The organism is Cohnella baijiui (assembly GCF_020731285.1).
Classification (GTDB): Bacteria; Bacillota; Bacilli; order Paenibacillales; family Paenibacillaceae; genus Cohnella.
Genome location: NZ_JAJFOW010000002.1, coordinates 218461 through 238305 on the forward strand (window position 1 = coordinate 218461; position 19845 = coordinate 238305).

Annotated in this window: 20 protein-coding genes and 1 pseudogene; 5 read left to right on the top strand and 16 right to left on the bottom strand. The window is 53.0% G+C overall.

The features are described from left to right. Nucleotides 1-442 precede the first annotated feature (442 nt). The 5 genes and pseudogenes from LKX83_RS02755 to LKX83_RS02775 all read right to left on the bottom strand — a co-directional run. Nucleotides 443-669 (bottom strand): annotated as a pseudogene (locus LKX83_RS02755) (DJ-1/PfpI family protein); the annotation flags it as partial. Between the two features lie 60 nt (nt 670-729). Next, entirely contained in the window at nt 730-1311 is a 582-nt protein-coding gene (locus LKX83_RS02760; protein ID WP_227880649.1) for an SCO family protein, read from the bottom strand. Nucleotides 1312-1326: 15 nt separating this feature from the next. Further along, nucleotides 1327-1671 (bottom strand): c-type cytochrome, encoded by a 345-nt coding sequence (locus LKX83_RS34105; RefSeq protein ID WP_304518289.1) that lies wholly within the window; start codon nt 1669-1671, stop codon nt 1327-1329. Nucleotides 1672-1716: 45 nt separating this feature from the next. Beyond that, nucleotides 1717-2190, bottom strand: a complete 474-nt coding sequence (locus LKX83_RS02770; RefSeq protein WP_227880650.1) for a FixH family protein — start codon at nt 2188-2190, stop codon at nt 1717-1719. Continuing rightward, nucleotides 2187-2516: a hypothetical protein gene (locus tag LKX83_RS02775; protein WP_227880651.1), complete on the bottom strand. Its 330-nt coding sequence runs from the start codon at nt 2514-2516 to the stop codon at nt 2187-2189. Before LKX83_RS02775 ends, LKX83_RS02770 begins: the two co-directional genes overlap by 4 nt. Before the next feature lie 224 nt (nt 2517-2740). On the opposite strand from LKX83_RS02775, the gene LKX83_RS02780 reads away from it, so the two are divergent. The 3 genes from LKX83_RS02780 to LKX83_RS02790 all read left to right on the top strand — a co-directional run bounded on the left by LKX83_RS02780 (nt 2741) and on the right by LKX83_RS02790 (nt 4634). Continuing rightward, on the top strand, nt 2741-3019 hold the full coding sequence (locus LKX83_RS02780) for an ArsR/SmtB family transcription factor (protein ID WP_227880652.1): 279 nt from the start codon (nt 2741-2743) through the stop codon (nt 3017-3019). 41 nt (nt 3020-3060) lie between these two features. Beyond that, nucleotides 3061-3444 carry a VOC family protein gene (locus LKX83_RS02785; RefSeq protein WP_227880653.1) on the top strand — a complete coding sequence of 128 codons (384 nt, stop codon included), beginning with the start codon at nt 3061-3063 and terminating at the stop codon, nt 3442-3444. 221 nt (nt 3445-3665) lie between these two features. Then, the gene (locus LKX83_RS02790) at nt 3666-4634 is read left to right on the top strand and encodes an SDR family NAD(P)-dependent oxidoreductase (RefSeq protein ID WP_227880654.1); all 969 of its coding nucleotides are present in this window, start codon (nt 3666-3668) and stop codon (nt 4632-4634) included. A 96-nt stretch (nt 4635-4730) separates the two neighbouring features. Here the strand turns inward: LKX83_RS02790 and LKX83_RS02795 are convergent, their stop codons facing one another. From LKX83_RS02795 to LKX83_RS02810, 4 genes are read right to left on the bottom strand one after another with little or no spacing between them, the layout of a single operon-like run. After that, nucleotides 4731-6089 carry an ABC transporter substrate-binding protein gene (locus LKX83_RS02795; protein WP_227880655.1) on the bottom strand — a complete coding sequence of 453 codons (1359 nt, stop codon included), beginning with the start codon at nt 6087-6089 and terminating at the stop codon, nt 4731-4733. A gap of 13 nt (nt 6090-6102) precedes the next feature. Continuing rightward, a complete protein-coding gene (locus LKX83_RS02800; RefSeq protein ID WP_227880656.1) occupies nt 6103-7248 on the bottom strand; it encodes an efflux RND transporter periplasmic adaptor subunit in 1146 nt (381 codons plus the stop codon). 19 nt (nt 7249-7267) lie between these two features. Beyond that, nucleotides 7268-8122, bottom strand: a complete 855-nt coding sequence (locus tag LKX83_RS02805) for a carbohydrate ABC transporter permease (RefSeq protein ID WP_227880657.1) — start codon at nt 8120-8122, stop codon at nt 7268-7270. Between the two features lie 58 nt (nt 8123-8180). Next, a complete protein-coding gene (locus LKX83_RS02810) occupies nt 8181-9047 on the bottom strand; it encodes a carbohydrate ABC transporter permease (protein WP_227880658.1) in 867 nt (288 codons plus the stop codon). A 180-nt stretch (nt 9048-9227) separates the two neighbouring features. Between LKX83_RS02810 and LKX83_RS02815 the strand changes: the two genes are divergently transcribed. After that, on the top strand, nt 9228-9941 hold the full coding sequence (locus LKX83_RS02815) for a response regulator transcription factor (RefSeq protein WP_227880659.1): 714 nt from the start codon (nt 9228-9230) through the stop codon (nt 9939-9941). A 1-nt stretch (nt 9942) separates the two neighbouring features. Then, on the top strand, nt 9943-11322 hold the full coding sequence (locus tag LKX83_RS02820) for a sensor histidine kinase (protein ID WP_227880660.1): 1380 nt from the start codon (nt 9943-9945) through the stop codon (nt 11320-11322). 60 nt (nt 11323-11382) lie between these two features. On the opposite strand, the gene LKX83_RS02825 is transcribed toward LKX83_RS02820, so the two are convergent. From LKX83_RS02825 to LKX83_RS02855, 7 genes are all read right to left on the bottom strand, one after another. Continuing rightward, nucleotides 11383-12300 (bottom strand): NAD(P)/FAD-dependent oxidoreductase, encoded by a 918-nt coding sequence (locus LKX83_RS02825; RefSeq protein WP_227880661.1) that lies wholly within the window; start codon nt 12298-12300, stop codon nt 11383-11385. Nucleotides 12301-12368: 68 nt separating this feature from the next. After that, nucleotides 12369-13760, bottom strand: coding sequence for a DHA2 family efflux MFS transporter permease subunit (locus tag LKX83_RS02830; RefSeq protein ID WP_227880808.1), 1392 nt, complete (start codon nt 13758-13760; stop codon nt 12369-12371). 215 nt (nt 13761-13975) lie between these two features. Next, nucleotides 13976-14446, bottom strand: coding sequence for a DinB family protein (locus tag LKX83_RS02835; RefSeq protein WP_227880662.1), 471 nt, complete (start codon nt 14444-14446; stop codon nt 13976-13978). A 64-nt stretch (nt 14447-14510) separates the two neighbouring features. After that, on the bottom strand, nt 14511-14912 hold the full coding sequence (locus LKX83_RS02840; RefSeq protein WP_227880663.1) for an Rrf2 family transcriptional regulator: 402 nt from the start codon (nt 14910-14912) through the stop codon (nt 14511-14513). Between the two features lie 176 nt (nt 14913-15088). Next, nucleotides 15089-16579, bottom strand: a complete 1491-nt coding sequence (locus LKX83_RS02845) for an alpha-L-fucosidase (protein ID WP_227880664.1) — start codon at nt 16577-16579, stop codon at nt 15089-15091. Nucleotides 16580-16647: 68 nt separating this feature from the next. Beyond that, the gene (locus LKX83_RS02850) at nt 16648-18972 is read right to left on the bottom strand and encodes a glycoside hydrolase family 95 protein (RefSeq protein ID WP_227880665.1); all 2325 of its coding nucleotides are present in this window, start codon (nt 18970-18972) and stop codon (nt 16648-16650) included. A gap of 33 nt (nt 18973-19005) precedes the next feature. Next, nucleotides 19006-19845 (bottom strand): amidohydrolase family protein, encoded by an 840-nt coding sequence (locus tag LKX83_RS02855; protein ID WP_227880809.1) that lies wholly within the window; start codon nt 19843-19845, stop codon nt 19006-19008.

The following is a 19845-nucleotide window of genomic DNA, read 5'->3' on the forward strand; positions in this document are numbered from 1 at the left end:
TCCCTGGGACTATCAGTTATGAGAGCGCTTACCGTACAACGATTGTAGATCAGGGCACCATTCCCAAGATAGGTACAACTTGGTCGTTTATCGTACGAATTGTCCGATATCCGGGGCAGAAATCGCGAGTCGGCGGATTGCGGGAAAACTGTACGGTTGAAACCGCAATTGTACCTACCTTGCAGACTTGAGAGCCTTTCCGATTGATGCCCTGTATCAAAGCCAGGCGCGGTTTCGGAGGTCCGACAACCTAAATAGGAAAAATGTAAAAGCCAGCCGGATGGCTGGCTTGGGGGAACATTAAAGTAAATTTTGAACGCGGACCGCTTTAAGGGCTGCTCGAAAGGAAACCGGTCGGCCGAACCGTTAAAATCAGCATAAAGTTTAAACCTTGACTGCTTGCTCTTTCTCTCATGCGAGTTCGACCCTCGTCCACAAACTACACACCTTCGACGACGGTTACTTCGGGATATCCGTTTCTCATCCTTTCAAGGCTTGCCCAATGCGTTGTCGCGCGTTTGCGTCAAGCAGTCCGGCCTTGGCCAGCAGCAAAGCCCCTGTACAAACGGAAGTCGTCCATTGAACCTCTTCATGGCGTTTACGGATCCAATCGAGCAATACCGGGTTGTGGATCTCACGTCTTGTCCCTATCCCTCCCGGAATAACCATAGTTCCCTCTCCTATTCCCGTTCATGGTTTCAATTCCGATCAATCATGTGCAGATGCAGTTTAGCGCTTCAAAGCTTTTATGTCTTTTTTGATCTTATCGAACGGTGGCTCCTGACCATCATAGGAGGTAACGACGGTTCCCGTCTGGTCAACTAGAAAGAATGAGGTGCCATGGATCACTTGTCCGGAAGCCGTATCTTTCTGTATCGCCATTTTGAAATTATTACGGCCATAGCTTTGGATGTCATCGAACGAATACCCCGTAAGCCCATGCCAGTTCGTGAGGTCATCGCTGAACTTACTCATATAGGTTTTGATCGCTTCAGGATGATCATTCTCCGGGTCGACGGAAAACGAGACAAGCTCAGCCTCGATTCCCGCGTCTTTCAGTTCCTGCTGCAGCTCCGCCATATTGGCGGTCAACAAGGGACATACGGTGGTGCAGTGCGTAAACATAAAATCGGCTACCCAAACCTTGCCCTTCAGATCCGAAAGAGTTTTCGGATTTCCTTCCTGATCCGTGTATTGAAAAGATTCGAGTTGATACTGGAGCTTGTTCGGCTTGCCATCCCCGCAAGCAGCGATGAGCAGAACGCAAACAAGGAATGCTGCAAGAATGAACCCATTTCTGGTTTGAATCAAAGTCATACCCTCCTCTTACTTCTTGTCGGCCAGCCAGGATGCGATTGCATCAATGTCCTCCGCGGATAAACGTTTTTGAAAGGAAGGCATTCCGCCGGTTCCCTTGGTTATTTTCTCCGCGATCTCTTCCTTGGACAGCCTTGACCCGATGGTTTTCAAGTTCGGACCGACTTTCCCGCTTAGATCGGCGGCATGGCAAGACAAACAATTTTGCTTATACAAGGTGCTGGTCATGGATGAATCTGAATCCGTCGTGGCGGTTGGGCCATCTTGCTTCTGCCGACTCGAATGGCCTCCGCATGCGGCCAATGCTAGAACGGTTACGATAGAGATCGTAAATAAAATCAATCTTATTCTCATTATCCTTCCTCCTTTACCCCGAAAAATATGATTAGATAAGAAACATCAATGCATATACGTACTCTGATCCGGTTTGGCATTCGCCTGTGCGATCTCATCATCTGAAACGGTGCCGACAATCAATTGGCGGCGCGGCATGTTATGCATATCGCGGGCAGATACATGTGCGATAACATAATAAATGCCGTCCGAAGGGAACGTTCTTTCTATGCTGTATTTGCCCTCTCCCTGATGCTTCCCCTTCCGTTTTTCGTGATTTTTCTCCCCCCGCTTCCATACTTCAAATTCGACCTTGTTGGCATCGTTGACCGCATCCCCTCCCTGTGAAATGATCGCGCTAATCGTGACCGGCTGATTCGGTAAGAGTTGATCCGGGCTAGTCTCGATGTTTACGTCAATAATGTCCGGGACATCGCCATGAGCGGATTTCATGTCAAAATACGAGCAACCCGACAACAGGATCAGAACCGCCGCAATCATTATCAATACCGATAATGCCTTATGTAGCTTTCTGTTCACCAATCCCATGCCCCCTTTTTTACTCCGATCTTTTCCATGAGAACCTGGAGCAATGTCATCTTCAAACCAGCCAGCGACTCTTCCGTGCAGGTCGAATCCGGCTTGTACTGCAGCTTCATAGCCCGCGAGAGCTTGGAGTCCGTTATATTGTTCGTGACTTTTGCCGAGTTAAAGCAAGGCGGAGTAATGACCATCTGCAAGGAATGGTCCAGAATCACCCTTGTATTCCCGGGAGGCCGCACAGTCATCCGGATGAAAAGCAAGGATATCATGATCAGCAAGAGGATAATGCTGATGCATGAAATGATTTTGATTCGAGCAGGCATGAAGCACCTCCCTCTCATCCGCTTGACGTTACATCGTACATTTTAGCAAGGGAGTACCAGGAAACTGATGACTACTTCGTGCTATATTTGTTACCAAAGTATGAAATGTAGGGAAGCAAGCGACATCCTATGGGAAGTCAGGCTTTCGTAAGTGATGCATTGTCACGCAACTTTTCAGTTGCTCATCCTTGACAAGCAACCACGGGGTTGCTTATAATCGAGATATGAACGGGGACAAAGACGCTATATTCAAAGCACTTGGCGATTCGACTCGGCGGCTTATTTTAGACGAACTGTCCGAACGCAACGAGCAGACGTTGTATGAGCTTACGGTCCGACTCATTACGAAGCACGACCTCTCCATTACGCGACAGGCGATCGCTAAACATCTTTCCGTATTGGAAGAGGCAGGGCTCGTAACATCCGAGAAAAAAGGAAAATATCGAGTGGTGATCTTCAACAACGAACCGCTCAAAAACTTGCTGAAAGGATGGGTCGAGTAATTTTCTTGAATGACTAAAATATCAAAGGAGGCAAAAACACAATGAAAATCATAGTCACCAGCATATTCGTTCAAGATCAAGACAAGGCGCTGGCGTTTTATGCAGAAAAGCTGGGGTTTGTAAAAAAACATGACGTTCCCGTCGGAGAATTTAGGTGGATCACGCTTGTTTCTCCCGACGAGCAAGACGGTACCGAGCTGTTGCTCGAACCGAATGACCATCCTGCCGCCAAAGAGTATCAACAGAAGATATTTGCCGATGGCATCCCGGCAACGATGTTTGGCGTTGCGGATATTCATGCAGAGTATAAACGTTTATTGGAAAACGGCGTAAAGTTCACGATGGAACCGACCAAAATGGGCGAACTTACCATCGCTGTCTTCGACGATACTTGCGGCAACCTCATTCAGATCGCGCAGAAGTAACTTCTTGTTCGTAAATTAGGCGAACCCGGAAAAAGCCAAGGCGGAATTTCACGATGCCGTGCCGCCTTGGCCATCATATTGTCGCTTCCCCTTCACCACGCCCATGATCATCCCCAACTTCCCGATCTGAGGTTTTGTGATTGACCAATCAATAACAGCGTGTTATATTGTTTTCATATTAGTGATTGGTCAATAACATTTCCTTTCATGAGGTGATTGCCATGCAAAAAGCATTGGTTATAGGAGCAACGGGAGGAACCGGCGCTGCCGTTACGGAGGAGCTGGTCAAGCGAGGCATACGAACGGTGGCCTTCGGACGATCTCGGCAGAAGCTGGAGCAGCTAAGGAGCAGGTTAGGCGAACCTGAGCATTTGACAATCGCCATAGGCGATGCGTTCAAACCCGATAGCATCGCTGCCGCTTCGGAAGGCGCAGACGTCATGTTCCATTGCGCGAACGTGCTGTATCACGAGATGGCAACCAAGCTCATCCCACTGGGAGAATCCGTTATGGAAGCGGCGGATCGCCTGAGCTTAAAAGTCGTCGTCATCGATGGGATCTACCCCTATGGAAGAAGACGGATGGACCGGGCGACCGAGGAGCATCCGAAGCAGCCTCACACGAGGAAGGGCAAGACAAGACTCGCTTACGAGAAGATGTTGTTCGATGGGAAATGGAGCCGGGCCAAGGTCTTGATCGCCCGTCTGCCCGATTACTACGGTCCGACGGCTAATGAGGCTTCTTATCTCGGCTCTACGCTCGAATCGATTGCAGCCTGCAAGATGGCGTTTTTCATTGGCAATATGCGCGTGCCGAGGGAGTATATTTACTTGCCGGACGCGGCGTACATGATTGCGGAGCTGGCCGGCAGGGACAAGGCTTACGGGCAGAATTGGCATATTCCGGGTGCGGGATTAATCTCAGGCAAAGAAATCGTTCGGATAGCCCGGCAGGCAAGCAAAAGCGCCAAACCGGTCTTTCCGCTGGGAAGAATAGGGCTATCTCTGCTTGGCATGTCCGTACCGGTCATGAAGGAAATCGTAGAGATGCTTTACTTGACCGAAGAGCCGCTCGTCTTGAGCGGAGACAAATATGAGCGTTTGATCGGACCGGCAAAGGCGACTCCATTCGAGGAAGGAATCACGGCTACGATTCGTGCGTTGCAGAACAAACGGAATCCGTTTCGATAAATTACAGAACCTTGTTATGGCGCGGTCTATAAAAGAAGGCTCAGGGATTTGCCGTTTAGGCACAATCCGCTGAGCCTCGTCGCTACTGCTCTTTCGTTACTCATTCAAATACGTCTTCACGCGGTTCTGGATCAGCTTGCTGACTTCTTCCGCGGACTTTTGCCCGCTCATGTAGCTATCGAACTCCTCCCTGGCGATCGTCAGCACCTTCATATCGCTGGATACCCGGACGTTCACTTCCGAGATCAGCTTCTCTATCTCAGTCATCCGTTTTTTCGCCGTTCCGCCATCCGGCAGCGTGTCTTTCGGCGCCATCGTTTCCAGCGTTCCGTTCTCGATCTTTTGCAGCGCTTCGCCAAATTTCTTTTCGGCGACGCCTCTATTCATCGGTATTCCAAAGAGTTCCGGCGAAGCTTGCATGTCATCGGAAAGCAAAAACTTGATGAATTCCCAAGCTTCCGATTGAACGTCGGATTTGCTGTTGATCCCCAAGCTGTAACTGGACTTGAACGGCGCACCGTTCTTTTTCCCGCTCGCGCTCGGCTTCTGGTAAAATTCCAGTCCCTTTGGGATCATCATGACTTGCTGAGGGCTGAAGATGTTCGCTATTTGAAATGCCGCATTGAAGTCACCGAACGATAATCCGTCGCTGAGCAGGCCTTCGTCATACATCGACTTGATTTCCTTCATCATATTGCGGAATAGATCCGAGTCGAAATTCGGCTTGCCCTGCCCGACGAGTTCGGCGTAATGGTCCTCGATAAAATCGAAGAGCAGCTGCGTGGGAGCCAGGTTAATCAACTTTTCGGAATCGCCTTGTTGCTTCAATTTTTTGGCGACATCCTTAAATTGGCTCCAGGTCCACGATTCATTTTTGTCGACCGAAATATTCGCCTTCTTCAATAGCTCGGCATCTCCCTGAAACAGGGAGAGCGAAAAGGAGAGCGGTATGGCATACAGGCCAGCCCCGTCTTGGGACGCCTCCAAAATATTGGCATAGAGCGCGTTTCGATCGAACGAGCCGTCTTTGGACAGCAGATCGTTCAGGTTGACCAGCAGTTTTTTGGCGACGAATTTGTCCTGGGGCAATTCGTTCATGAGAATCAGATCGGCCCCTTTGCCGGAGATGACCTGCGTCGTCACCGATTGCACGTACTTCTCCACGTCTGCCAGCGAGATGGCCTCCATCATGCCGCCTTCTCCGCTATCCGCCGACGCTTTGTATTCTTTAATGTCGATATGAATGTCCGGATGCTTGTTCTCGAATTCCCGCGCCGCGGTTTCCAAGAAACGGTCTTTCATCATGACGGATACGACGACGGTTGTCTTGCCGCCCTTCGCCTCGCCTTTGGAATCGCCTATGGGATCGCCCTTGAATTCGCCTTCCCCGGCGCCGGAACAGGCGGATAATATCAGAACAATGGACAGCATCATGAAGAATCCTATTTTTTTCAAAAGAATCATCCTCTCAATTTAATCGAACCCGGTTGCCTTCCTGCAGAGGCGCGCTCGCCTCCGTCACAATGTCATCATCCGGATAAACGCCTCCGAGTACGACGATCTCCTCGTCGTTCCCCTTGCCTGTGTTCAAATAGGCTTTCTGAACCGTGTACGTATTGCCGAGCGAGCTTCGCCTCTCGCGAACGACGAATACGTAGCTTCCGGTTCCGTCTTTTTTGAGCCACTTTTTGTCGATGACAAGCCCCTTTTCTTTGAACGGCTTTTCCAAGAAAATGCTGGCGGATTCACCTCCCTGCAAACCGTCGCCCGATAGGTACACGACGATCGTTTTTTGAGCCTTGGCGCTCCCGTCCGGGTTGCCGCTCCCCATGTCAGGCTTGCCTGCCGATCCTCCGCCGTCGCTCCCCGGGGAAGCATCCTTGATTTCGGCGACCGTTCCTTCCATCTGCCGCGGCTTATCCCCGTTCACGTTAACGGGCACTTTCTCGCCCTTTCGCAACAAATCGGCGGAATCTTTATCCACCGTGAAGGTGAATTGGAACCCCTCGCCGGCTTCCACCAACGTCAGCACCGGCTGGCCTTGGGGAATGCTCATGCCTTCGCGGGCTTGGAGATTCGACACTTTGCCGTCCGCATGCGCTGTCAACGAACGTTTTCGTGCCAGATCTTTGCGCAGCGTTTCGATTCTCCGCGTCGCCATGTCCCGATCCAGCCGATCCATTTCCAGGTCGCGTTTCGCTTTGCGAATCACCTCCTCGTCTCCTGTTCGCTGGGCGTCCATGAACTGCTCTTGCAGCAGTTCCCGATTCAAATTCCGTTTCTTCAGCTCGTCTTCCGCATCGAGAAGCTGCTGCTGCGCCTCCGTTCCGTCGAACGTAACGAGAACCTGGTCTTTCTTTACTTGCTCGTCCTCGCGGACATGTACCTTCGCTATCTTCCAGCCGCTTTCGCTGTTTAACTCGATTTGCCGGCGCGGCGCGATCTCGCCGCTGCCTTCGATTCGATGAGCCAACGTTTTTTTCGCGGGCTTCGCTGTCGCCACTTTGGGCAGCAATGCGGTTTGAAGCGTTTGGCTGAACAACGTCAACCCCGCCAATACGAGGAGGAACGCAACCAATGCAATGCCGGCAATCCGTTGTCTTCGCAGTACCATATGGCCCATCCCCTTTCGCTCAGCCTTTCACGCCGGATAGCTGGATTCCTTCGACAAAATACCGTTCGGCGCTTAAGAACAGGAGCACCATGGGCGTCATATACACAACCGCGACCGCAAACGAGACGCCGAACGCATCTTCCTGGATGCGGGAGAGGAACACCGAAAGCGGCTGCATCTCGGCATCCTGCAGAAAAACAAGCGGCTGCTCGACCATGTTCCAATAGTCGACGAACAGGAGCACGACAAGCGCGGCGATGCCCGGCTTCACCATCGGCAGCGCAATCGATACGAATATGCGCACATAGCCCGCTCCGTCCATTTTGGCCGCTTCGATATAAGCCGAATGGATGTGGAGCATGAATTGCCGAAGCAGAAAGACGCCGAAAGCGCCGAACACGCCGGGCCATATGATGGAGCCGGGATGATTCAGGAGGCCCAGCCGGTCGGCCATCAAGTAGTTGGGCACGAGCGTCACCTGAAACGGCATCAGCATCGTCATCAAATAAAGGAAGAACAATCCGTCCCTGCCCGGAAAGACCAGCTTTCCGAACGCGAACGCGGCGAGCGTTGCCACCAACGCTTGTCCGATGATGATCGGAGCCACCAGCGATACGGAATTCCAGAACAAGTACAAAAACTTCGGCGTCGCGATCAATACTTGATCATATTGCTGGAACGACACCCAGTCGGGAATCCATTTGAGATTGACGAATACGCTCGTGTCGGTTTTGCCCAGCATGCCGTAATTCGCTCCAATTTCCCGCTCCGTCATGAAGGAGCTGACGACGGTCAAGACGACGGGCATCAGCAGCAGGACGGCGATGGCGATCAGCAACAACGAGCGCAGCAGCGGTGCGACCCATTCCTTCATCGCGTTATTCACCTCTTTCTTCGAAGCAAACGCCCCACTTTGTGAGGTTATCTGGCGCTTACTCCATAAAGGAGCGGAACATCCGCTCCGTGCGGAACAGGATGAACACGAGCGCCATCATGCAAACCGCCATCAACACCGCCGCTGACGAAACTTTCTGGATATCGAGGGACAGAAACATGTTGTTCATGTAGTGCTGCATCATATAGATGCGGTCGTGCGGGTAAGCGCCGGCGACGAGATACGTTTCGCGGAACACCTTGAACGAATTCAGCATGGACATGAGCACGACCAGAATCGTCGTCGGCGTCAAATAGGCGAGCGTAATTCCGAACAGCTTGCGAACGGGGCCAGCCCCTTCCAGATCGGCGATTTCATAATATTGATCCGGAATGTTCTGCAAGCCGGCCAGGAACAGGATGACGTTGTATCCGATGTTTTTCCATACGTAGACCAGCACGATCACAAAGCCGGCCCATTCGGACTTCATCCAGTCGTGTCGGCCAAAGCCGAAATGCTGCAAAACGGCGTTTAATGCGCCGTTCCAATCGAACAAGATTTGCCAGACAAGCACGATCGAAGCGACCGGTACAACTAGCGGCAGTACATAGGCGGTACGAAGCCAGTTGCGGACGAATACTCGTTGATTTAAGAGCAACGCCAGCATGAGCGATGCGGCGACAAGGATCGGCACGCTGATCGCGGTGAACCAGAACGTGTTGGACGCCGCTTTTTGAAAAGAGGAGCTGAGGAGCAATTCCTTGTAGTTGGACAACGTGAAGCTTTCTCCCATTCGATCCAGGAACGAGGTCAGGACGCTCTGGCCGAACGGTATGAGATAGAAGACGGAAAATCCGGCCAGGCTCGGAGCCAGAAAACCTAGGGCAGCCAGAAGCTCCCTGCGGGCCAGGCGGCGCAATTTCATGAAGAAACCTCCAATCGGGAGCCGGTAAACGATCTGCGCGAAACAGTTCTGCTCTACCTCGAATAGTGTACAAACCAATCCGGGTAGTAAATTTGGAAGCGGTGTGTAAAAAGTGTGGAATCGGGCCGTAGCCGAATCTTTTATGTTAAAATCGATCTCGTTAAGGTTGGGAGGTTGGCCATGAAGTCCTATCAAATCGCCGTAGTCGACGACGATGTCCAGATCCGGGAAATCGTGGGGGCTTATTTGAATAAAGAAGGATACCGTACGATGACGCTGTCGACGGCGGAAGACGCGTTGGAGCTGTGGAGGAACGATCCGCCCGACATGTGGATTCTCGACATTATGCTTCCGGGGATGAGCGGCTTCGAGCTGTGCCGGCTATTCCGCAAGGAGGCGGAAGTGCCGATCGTCATGATCTCGGCCCGCGATGAAGAAGTCGACCGCATCCTCGGAATCGAGCTCGGCGGCGACGATTACTTGACGAAGCCGTTCAGCCCGAGAGAATTGGTCGCGCGCGTGAACCGTTTGTTCCACCGGGTCGGCTCGATTCGGCAGGCCCTGGAGAATCCCGTCCCTTCGCAGCCCGGGCATACGGCGATCGAGGTGGGCGAACTGCGGCTCGTCTTGGAGGAACGGCGCGTATTCTGGCGCGGGGAAGAAGTCGAAATGACGCTGAAGGAATTTAAACTGCTGCAGACGTTGTCCGAACAGCCGAATCGAGCGTTCACCCGGGACGAGCTGCTGATCTTAATTTGGGGAGACGACTACTACGGCAGCGACCGGGCGATCGACGATCTGGTGAAGCGGCTGCGCAGAAAAATAAAAGAGCTTCCGGTCGATACCGTATGGGGACACGGCTATCGGCTGCGAACGGAAAGGACGGGGCCCTAAGATGAAAATGATATATCGGCTTCATCTTTCTTTTGCCTTGCTGCTGCTATGTATTTTGGCGATTACGGCGGTTCTGTTTTATCCGCTGCTGCTCGATAATTTGGTGGACAACCAACGGAAAGAGATGCGGGATCAAGCCAGCGTGCTGATGAACCTATCACCGGTCATGCCGGTGCAGAAACCGACGCAAGAAACGGATGGGCTGTCCATCGCCAAGACGATCCCTGCTGCCGGGATCACGGACGCGGTACTGATCGCGCCCGGGGAGAAAGTGGTCTATAGTACGCTGTCCGACGAAGCAACGCTGGCATTGATGGACCTATCGGTGAAAGGCATCCCCAGCTCGGGAGGAATCTGGCAAGGAACAGACGATCGATATATCGTCGAAACGATAAAGGCAAGCCAAGGCGTCGAACCGGAATGGCAAAGTGTGACGGCCGTGATGGCAACGCCGCTAAGCAAGATCAAAGCGATGCAGCTCGCCTTGTTTAAACGGTTGATGATCATCCTGTCCGTCGGAGGGATCTTCGCTTTTCTACTGAGCATGCTCATCACGAGGAGACTCGTCAAACCGCTCGGGGATCTGAAGAAGGAATTGCGCAAGGTGGAGACGCGCCGTTTCTCCGAAGTCCGGTTGATTGAAACGGGAGGAGAGATCGGAGATGTCGCGAAGGCCGTCTACGACCTCGCCGGCGAACTGGAGAAATACCAGCATACGCAGAAGCAGTTTTTCCAAAATGCCTCGCATGAATTGAAGACGCCGCTTATGTCCATTCAGGGATACGCCGAGGGCATCAAGGACGGCATCTTTACGGGGGATCATGCCGATAAAGGTTTGGATGTCATCGTCAAGGAATGCGATCGTCTGAAAAAAATCGTGACGGAAATGATTCTTCTCGCCAAGCTGGAAAGCGAAGAAGGGATCTTCCATATGGACCGCGTCCCGGTCCGGGAATTAGTCACGGAGACGTTGGAGCGCATCAATCCGCTGCTCGTCAAGAACGGCTTGCAGATTGAGCTGAACGGACTCGACAACGAACAAGAACTATTGATTTACGCGGATCGGGAGAAGCTGCTGCAAGCGCTCATCAACATTCTGGGCAACGCGGCCCGATATGCCAAGGAAACGATTCGCATCAAGGCTTCCGCCGACGCCGAAGGAATCGTCGACATCGGCATCACCGACGACGGCGAAGGGATTCCCGAGCCGTTATTATCCCAGCTTTTTGGGCGGTTTGCCAAAGGAAAGAACGGAGAGACGGGGCTGGGCCTCGCCATTTCCCGCGCCATCGTCGAGCGGTGCCGCGGCCGCATTTCGGCCCATAACGAGCCGGGCGGCGGCGCGGCGTTCGTCTTGAGATTTCCGCCCCTAACGAGCTGATCCCGCGACGAGCAGCAAGGCTGCAAAGCCGCGGGGAGCCATCCATCCGTATTGGACTTGCTATTCGCGCAGCCAAGCCTCTTTGTTCAATTCATGGTTGATCGACGCCGCTGCCATGGTTCCCGAAGCGGCTGCGGCAATCGCTTGATGCGCCTGCGAGGCCGCGTCCCCCGCAGCGTAAATGCCGGGAACGCTCGTTTTTCCGAATTCGTCGACCGATACAACGCCCGCATCCGAGACGCGGCAGCCTAGCGACTGCGGCAAGTCCGATCCCGGTACCAGCTCCGATTTGAAGAAGATACCCGTACACGGAAGCGTCGTCCCGTCTTCGAGCACGACTTGGTTCACCATTCCGGCGCTGGAATCGATCGAACGAATGGGGGAATCGAACAGCGGCACTTGATGGTTGCGCAGATCTTCACGCTCGGCCTCGCTCAGCTCGTCCGGTCCGTTCGTGCAGACGACAAACCGCTTCGTCCACCCCGACAGAAGGGGAGCAAAGTGCATAAGCGCGGCTCCTCTGCTGATGACAACCAGCGACTCGTCCTTTAATTCCCAACCGTCGCAATAGGGACAGACGAACGCGCTTTTCCCGTATACCTCGGACAGGCCCGGAATATTCAGCGGCCGGTCCTTCATGCCGACGGCAAACAGCAGCTTGCGGCTGGTGATCATCTCCCCTTGCGCCGTCTTCAAAAGAAAGCGCCCGTCCTCTCCTTCAATCGACACCACCGTATCTTCTAGAAGGGACACGGACGGGTATTTGCCTAACTGTTCTTTCGCAATCCCGCGGAATTCGCTCGGGCTAATCCCGTCGCGTGTCAGAAATCCGTGCGCCTCGCGAGTGACAGCATTGCGTGGACGGCCCTCGTCAATGACGGCAGCTCGTTTTCTCGAGCGCCCCAGGATAAGAGCGGCGCTCAAACCGGCCGGTCCTCCTCCGATAATCGCTACGTCCAGATGCTTTGCATGGTCCATTTTTCAAATCCTCCTTGTTTATATTGATTGATTCATTCGTTCAATATTCGGCTTCTAAGCATGGAGGGTTATTTCTGCTCCGATACACGAACACGCTTCATGAAAAGAGAGATGACAAAACCTACAATCGCAACAACAATCGCCATTTCAAAAACATGCTGTATGCCTGCTGTCAAAGCAAGCGCCTCGTCGGCTGGGTCCGCCTGGTCTGTCGTTTGCTTCAGAAAGCTGCTCATGCCCACCGACATGATACTTACCGCAACCGCTGTGCCGATCGCACCCGCCACCTGCTGGACCGTATTCATGATTGCGCTGCCGTGCGGGTAAAGTGAAGGAGGCAATTGGTTCAGACCATTCGCCTGCGAAGGCATCCATACCATGGAGATCCCGATCATCAAAAAGGTATGAAGCGCAATGATTGGGGTGATGGTCGTCGTTGTCGTAATACCTGAGAGTAACCAGAGCACGACGGATATCAAGGCCAAACCTGCGGGAACAACCCATCTTGGCCCCATTTTATCGAATAATCTGCCCATAATCGGCTGCATGATCGCGTTCACGATCCCCCCGGGCAACAAAATAAGTCCGGCAGAAAAAGCGTTCAGACCGAGGCCTCTAATCAAATACATGGGCAACATAAGCATGGCTGCCATCATCACCATGACGGCAATCATAAGATTAACAGTGCCAATCGTAAACATGGGCTGTTTGAATGCCCTCAAGTCCATCATGGGCTGCTTCATTCGCAATTGACGTACCGCAAATATCAAAAGCGCCAATAAGCCGACAATCAACGGAATCACAACCTTGGGTGATCCAAGCCCTCCTTCTCCTTCCCCGGCGCCGCTTAAAGCAAATACAAGCCCGCCGAAGCCAAGCGTAGATAAGATAAGCGAATAGATATCTATTTTCGGCTTGGTAATCATCGATATATTTTGCATATATCGCATTCCAAACCAAAGAGAGAACGCCAAAACAGGAAGAGACAATCCGAAAATCCAGTTAAAGCTAAGATGCTCGATCAACAGACCGGAAAGGGTAGGTCCGACAGCAGGAGCAACTACAAGGACAAGCCCGATCAGTCCGTAGGTTCCTCCCCTCTTCTCGGGTGGAATAATGACCAGTACGGTGTGAAACATCAGCGGGAGTATGAGCGCTACGCCAGCAGCTTGAATCACCCGTGCCATCATGAGCAATTCAAATCCCGGGGCAACGGTCGCCACCGCTGTGCCGAGTAAAGACAAGAGGAGCGAAGCCGTGAACAATTGTCTGGTTGTAAACCATTGAAGAAACAACCCGGATACCGGAACCAATATGCCCAGGGTCAGTAAGTAACCCGTCGTCAGCCATTGGGCCGTTGCGGCGGTGATATGAAACAGGTTGATTAAATCGCTGAGCGCTACGTTTAAAGCCGTCTCGTTAAACATCCCAATAAATCCGCTTAATAGCAACGAAATCATGATGGGAACGACTTTATATTTTTGCACCGCTTGATGCTGCTGATCTTCTATGGTTACCGCTTGTATACTCTCCACTCTCCCAGTGATCATTCGATATTTTAGATATTAAAGGCATTCGTTATCTTTAATTGATCAAAAAAAGGGTTATCTAACGATCTTCCGTTCCGCAAAAGATTCACCTCCTTATCGATTCAATCATGCCCGCCTTGAAATTACTAAGGTTTAACAAGGTTCATTTTCGGCGGGATATACCCGAGTTGCCGGCCCATTTTGACAATTTGTCCTCTATGATGAAATTCGTGGGTGATGCAGTGCGTAAATAGCCATAATTCGGTTAACTCTACGCTGCCGCTCTGCCAGGATGCTTGAACGGCAGGATCCCCTTTGTTTTTATATTCATTCAGAAATTCATGAACCAGGGCATCCGTTTTCTTAAAAACTTCACGCATTTCCTGTACATGGCCAACGGATTCCGGCTTTACTTTGGGAAGCGATTGACCAAGGGCACGAACCCCCAACCATACTCGATAACAATCGGCAACATGCAAATGTAGACTGCGAATCGAAACTCCGCCTAAGGTTTCAAGTTCTTTCACATAATCTGTAGGGGACAAAGTTTCGCAATAACGAAATAACGATTCCCTTGTGCGTTGGATCAAATCATACTGGTTTTTGAATACATCCATTTCGCGATCTCCTTTTATAGATTTTAAAGGCACCAGTTGTCTTTAATTGAATAAAAAAGAAGGGTTAGATCACGATATTCATTTCCCGCACAAGATCCGACATTTTCTGATTTCTCAACTGTTCTTCCATCTTCTCTTCTGCCGCTAGCACCACCTTTTGAATCGGACATCCCGGTCCATGATCGAAACTGCAATCGAACAAGGAGGCTGAGCCTTCAATCGCATGTATAATGTCAAGGAATGAAATCTGTTCCCAATTTCGTTTGAGTCGATAGCCGCCATTCACCCCCGTTATCGATTCAATCATGCCCGCCTTCACCAACTTGGTCAGGATTTTGGACAAATAGGTCGGAGACACATTTTGCCGCTCCGCCAACTGTTGTACACCCATTGGCTTTTGGGGAGTCGCCGCAGTAAGAAAAAGCATCGTATGGAGGGCATAATCGGTAGCCTTAGAGAACTTCATTCGTCATCACCCCAAACTCAGACTTTATGTGTCTATAATAACGATTATGCTCGATACCGTCAAGGATCAAGCATTCGACCGGAATAGCGGTATGAAAATGACCTCCTTTCCCGTTTCATCGTTCACAACGATTTCGTCGCTTATAGGCAGGCCGGCCTAAACCAGCCCGCCCCGACTTATAACTCGATCGCCAAGCAGTTTACATAAGGCGTCGGCAACCGGTCCGGCAGCGATACGACCAGCGCGCCGTAGGCTTGGTGAAAAGGAACGTCCCCTGCGCCTAACAGCCGCACGTTCTTTACTTTCTCCTGCGGTGAAAAGGTTCGCATGATGGCCCGATTGTCGTTAGGCGCACGCATTTGAAACGCATAAACCGTATTGTCTTTCTGCGTAAAACGGAAATCCGACGCATTCCAGTCCACCTGGTCCTCCTTGAAGTGGTCGATGACCACTTTGGAAGCTCCTTCTCCCGAAACGCGAAATGGTCTGGTACCGTAGATGCCTTCGGAGCAGATCTCCGTCCATCGGGCCATCTCCTTCAAAATGAATCGACATTCATCGTCAATCGTGCCATCGGGTTTCTGAGGGACATTGAGCAGCAGATTGCCGTTCTTGGCGACGATGTCGACGAAGATCTCGATGACATGCCCCGGTTTTTTATAAACCGTTTTGACATGATAAAACCAATCGCCTACGCAAGTGTCCGTCTGCCAAGGCTCGGGCTTGATATCCGGCTCCTGGCTGCGCTCGATGTCGAGCACTCCGATGGAGTAGATTTCTTGGCGGCGGTCCTTCTGATTGTAGATCGCTTGGTTTACGCCTCCATGCAGCGATGCGCTCGTATTGTACAAATGTGCGACCGCGAGGAGACCGGGCGTGAACGCGGGATGATCCAGCGAAATGTCCGTATTTCCCCACGTGTTGACGAACGGCAGCCCGCCGTCCGAGTATAGGAGATCCGGCTGATACCGATCGATGACTTCCTTCATCACATCGAACCAGCGCTGGTGCCACCAGGGATTGGACGTATACCACGGATCCAGATCGAAGTGCTTTCGATCGGGAGCGAAGTGTTCCCGGTTCGGCAAATACAAATCTTCGTATTTCGCATCGTTTCCATCATACGGAACGTTTCGATACGGGCCTTCTTTATCATAGCCTTTGTTCCATTGAAACCAGCTGAATGTAGCCCCCATATGCTCGGTCAATCCGAAAGGCAATCCCCGCCTCGAAGCCGCCGCTTTCCAGAGGGCGACGATGTCTTTTTTAGGCCCCATCTTGGCCGAGTTCCATTTGTGAATTTGGGAATCGTAGTTAAAGAAGTTGTCGTGATGCATCGCCTGCGCCACGAAATATTTGGCTCCCGCGGCCACGTACAGATCCATTAAGCCTTCCGGATCAAACTTTTCCGCCCTCCAGAGCTGCACGATGTCTTTATATCCGAATTCGGAGGGATGGCCGTAATGCCGGATGTGGTACCGGTATTGATCGGAACCTTCGCAGTACATGTTCCTCGCGTACCAGTCTCCGTACATCGGCACGGATTGGGCGCCCCAGTGCGACCAGATGCCGAGCTTGGCATCCCGGAACCAATCCGGGCATTCAAATGTCCTCAGCGATTCGAAGGTAGGCTCAAAAGGACCTTTGGCGATTTCCGTATGAAGCATGCAAGCATCCTCCCTCCCTATTTCTTGATTCATTGACGAATGCGGCTCTCTCTGGGCGCCCTGAAATCTTAAACGATAGAATCTGGAGCCGGATGAGCGCGCAAAACGATCTTCATTCCCGCCTCTGCTTCGATTGAAAAAACGGCGTCATCCCATTGTCCGGATCCGCCCCTTGCACCTTCGACCGTCAAGCGAATCGGCTGATCGCACCGAATGCGGTACGCACCGTCCCGTTCCGGCCTCAGCACGGCGTGCTTCAATTGGCCATCCCGCCAGGCAAGATCCACCGTTACGCCGCCGCGTGCGCGAAGCCCGGTCACTTCGCCGTTCGGCCAGGCCCGGGGCAATGCGGGCAACAAATGAATCTCGTCCGCATGGCTTTGCAGCAGCATCTCCGCGATGCCCGCCGTCCCGCCAAAGTTGCCGTCGATCTGAAACGGCGGATGATTGTCAAGCAGATTGGGCAGGGTGGAATGTGTCAAGAGCGCCTTGACGTTCGCATATGCTTCATCCGCATCCCTGAGACGCGCCCAAAAATTCACGATCCACGCCCTGCTCCAGCCTGTGTGGCCGCCCCCGTTGGCGAGTCGGCGCTCCAGCGTTCGGCGTGCAGCCATGCTTAATTCCGGCGTCTTATCTGGCGTTATTTGCGTTCCGGGATGCAAGGCGAACAAATGCGAAATATGACGGTGGCCGGGCTCTACCTCCTCGTAATCCTCCATCCACTCCTGGATTTGCCCATGACGTCCGATGCGGGGCTGCGGCAGCTGTTCCATCGATTGCCTTAGCGCGGCCAGGAAGTCCGCATCCGTTTCCAAAAGTTCGCCTGCCGCCAGGCAAGCGAGGAACAATTCGCAGGCGATCTGGCTGTCCATGGACGGCCCGTAGCAGAGAACGCCCGTTTCTCCGCTTGGCAAACGATACGCGTTTTCGGGAGAGACAGAAGGACATGTAACCCGTTCTCCCGTCGGAAGCTCGACCATATAATCGAGAAGAAAAACGGCCGCTTCTTTCATCATCGGGTAGGCGAGCTTCAAAAACGCGTCGTTTGGCTCGAATCGATAGTGCTCCCAGAGATGCAGGCTTAACCAAGCCAGGCCAAGCGGCCAATAGGTGGACGCCGGCCAAAGATCCTGGGGAGCGGTGTCCGCCCACAAATCGGTATTGTGATGGGCCGTGCTCCCGCGGCAGCCATACATCGCTTGGGCGGTCCGGCGTCCGTTCGGAATCATTCGCTCGATCAATTCGAAGAGCGGCTCGTGGCATTCGGACAAGTGGCAAATTTCGGCCGACCAGTAGTTCATTTGCGTATTGATATTGATGGTGAATTTGCTGTCCCAAGCCGGCAGCATATCCTTGTTCCAAATCCCTTGCAAATTCGCGGGCAGGGATCCCGGACGGCTCGAAGCGATGAGGAGATAACGGCCATACCGAAAATAGAGAGCCAGCAGTCCGGGGTCTTCCGCACCGGCCTTCATCCGCTCCAGTCGCTTCGCCGTGTCTTCTTCCGCGACATCGGATTCGCCGTCAAGCCGCAGCGTCATCCGGCCGTATAACTTGCGATAATCTTCCTCGTGCGCGGCCAGCGCCTCCAGATACGGCCGCGAAGCAACTCGCTTGGCGTTGGCAATTGCCGCAGCTTCCGGGTCGCATTCCCGAAAACTCGTGGCAGCCGCAATGACCAAGGTGGCTGCATCGGCATTCTCAACGACGAGATGCTCCCCGATCGTTTGCATGCGCCCCCCTTCCGGACGGCACAGGAGCACGCCGCTGTAGTCGACGCCACCGCCGCTGTTGCCGCTCATCACGATGGCATGTCCATCCTCCGCGCGAATGCGGTCGACATAGCGGAATCTCTCCCGTCCCAATCTTGCCGTGAACGAAATCCGGCCGGGCGTATCGGCCGTCAATCGAATCACGATCGCGCCGTCCGGATAGCTGGCGAACATTTGACGACGGTAGCTCACCTTCCCCCGCATATAGGATATGTTCACCACGGCCTTCGCCAAATCGAGCTCCCGTTCATAATCCGTTGTCTCTTGATCGGCTGGCGCTTCGAATTGAAGATACAGGTCCCCGAGCGGCACATAATGACGTTGGGTTTCGGGAATGGCGGTCAGGGCAAGCGAAGCGAGACGTTCGGCCTCCTTTAGCTTCCCATCCAAAAGAAGGCGGCGAATTTCCGGGAGATGCTTCAAGGCATCCGGATTGTGACGATCCCGCGATCCGCCGTGCCATAGGGAATCCTCATTGAGTTGAAGCCGTTCGGAGCGCGGATCTCCGAACACCATCGCGCCCAGCCTTCCGTTGCCGATCGGAAGGGCTTCTTCCCAATGCGATGCAGGAGAACGAAAATACAGCCGATCCTTGGACTCGAACCTTTCCTCATGCATGCCGGACTCCATCCTTTCCTTCTCGTCGGTACGTTAAAGCGCTTGCAGCTTATAAAACGTCTTCGCGTTGGCGCCGAACAATTTCTCCCGCTCCGAAGGTCCCCAGCGATCCGGGAGAGCGTGCTCCAAAATGTCGACAACCTGGTCATACCGGGCGGCCATCAGACATACCGGCCAATCGCTTCCGAACATCACGCGATCCGGCCCAAACAGCTCGATCGTATTTTGAATGTAAGCAACGAAATCTTCCCGCTCCCAGCGCTCGTGCTCCGCCTCCGTCACCATCCCGGACAGCTTGCACCAAATATTCGGCAATCGGGCCATATCTCTCATGCGCTCGAGCCAAGGCTCGATCTCGCCGTCCCTGATTCGCGGCTTCGCGATATGATCGATGACGCCCCGAAGCCCAGGCACGCGATGAAGCAACCGTACCGCAACATCCAGTTGGTTGCTTGTTAACAGCAAATCGACCGGCACGTCCTCCTCCGCGTATCCGCGAAGCGCCTCGACAAAAGCCGGTTCCAGCATTCGCTCCGCGTCGGGCATTTCTTGAATCATCACGCGGAAGCCCACGAATTTGGGATGGCGTCTGAACGTTTCGTAATGTTTCCGATGCTCGGGATCGAACAGATCCAGCCAGCCTACGACCCCCAAAATGGAAGGATGCTGCTCCGCCAGAGACAACAGGTATCGCGTTTCCTCCAGCGTCGGCGCCGCCTGCACCGCGATGCTGCCATCGATTCGAAACGCCGCAAAATGGGGAGCGAGATGATCGGGCAGAAAGTCCCGATAAAGCGTCGGAATGGCGGGGGTGATCCAGCCGTAATCGCCGCGGTCGATTTTCCAATAGTGTTGGTGCGCGTCGATTCTCAT

What these genes read in the sequence shown, in the direction of transcription:
- LKX83_RS34105 (WP_304518289.1), bottom strand. Translation starts at nt 1,671, where the DNA reads ATGAGAATAAGATTGATTTTATTTACGATCTCTATCGTAACCGTTCTA.
- LKX83_RS02775 (WP_227880651.1), bottom strand. Translation starts at nt 2,516, where the DNA reads ATGCCTGCTCGAATCAAAATCATTTCATGCATCAGCATTATCCTCTTG.
- LKX83_RS02780 (WP_227880652.1), top strand. Translation starts at nt 2,741, where the DNA reads ATGAACGGGGACAAAGACGCTATATTCAAAGCACTTGGCGATTCGACT.
- LKX83_RS02785 (WP_227880653.1), top strand. Translation starts at nt 3,061, where the DNA reads ATGAAAATCATAGTCACCAGCATATTCGTTCAAGATCAAGACAAGGCG.
- LKX83_RS02790 (WP_227880654.1), top strand. Translation starts at nt 3,666, where the DNA reads ATGCAAAAAGCATTGGTTATAGGAGCAACGGGAGGAACCGGCGCTGCC.
- LKX83_RS02800 (WP_227880656.1), bottom strand. Translation starts at nt 7,248, where the DNA reads ATGGTACTGCGAAGACAACGGATTGCCGGCATTGCATTGGTTGCGTTC.
- LKX83_RS02805 (WP_227880657.1), bottom strand. Translation starts at nt 8,122, where the DNA reads ATGAAGGAATGGGTCGCACCGCTGCTGCGCTCGTTGTTGCTGATCGCC.
- LKX83_RS02810 (WP_227880658.1), bottom strand. Translation starts at nt 9,047, where the DNA reads ATGAAATTGCGCCGCCTGGCCCGCAGGGAGCTTCTGGCTGCCCTAGGT.
- LKX83_RS02815 (WP_227880659.1), top strand. Translation starts at nt 9,228, where the DNA reads ATGAAGTCCTATCAAATCGCCGTAGTCGACGACGATGTCCAGATCCGG.
- LKX83_RS02820 (WP_227880660.1), top strand. Translation starts at nt 9,943, where the DNA reads ATGAAAATGATATATCGGCTTCATCTTTCTTTTGCCTTGCTGCTGCTA.
- LKX83_RS02825 (WP_227880661.1), bottom strand. Translation starts at nt 12,300, where the DNA reads ATGGACCATGCAAAGCATCTGGACGTAGCGATTATCGGAGGAGGACCG.
- LKX83_RS02830 (WP_227880808.1), bottom strand. Translation starts at nt 13,760, where the DNA reads ATGATTTCGTTGCTATTAAGCGGATTTATTGGGATGTTTAACGAGACG.
- LKX83_RS02835 (WP_227880662.1), bottom strand. Translation starts at nt 14,446, where the DNA reads ATGGATGTATTCAAAAACCAGTATGATTTGATCCAACGCACAAGGGAA.
- LKX83_RS02840 (WP_227880663.1), bottom strand. Translation starts at nt 14,912, where the DNA reads ATGAAGTTCTCTAAGGCTACCGATTATGCCCTCCATACGATGCTTTTT.
- LKX83_RS02845 (WP_227880664.1), bottom strand. Translation starts at nt 16,579, where the DNA reads ATGCTTCATACGGAAATCGCCAAAGGTCCTTTTGAGCCTACCTTCGAA.
- LKX83_RS02850 (WP_227880665.1), bottom strand. Translation starts at nt 18,972, where the DNA reads ATGCATGAGGAAAGGTTCGAGTCCAAGGATCGGCTGTATTTTCGTTCT.
- LKX83_RS02855 (WP_227880809.1), bottom strand. Translation starts at nt 19,845, where the DNA reads ATGAGAATCGACGCGCACCAACACTATTGGAAAATCGACCGCGGCGAT.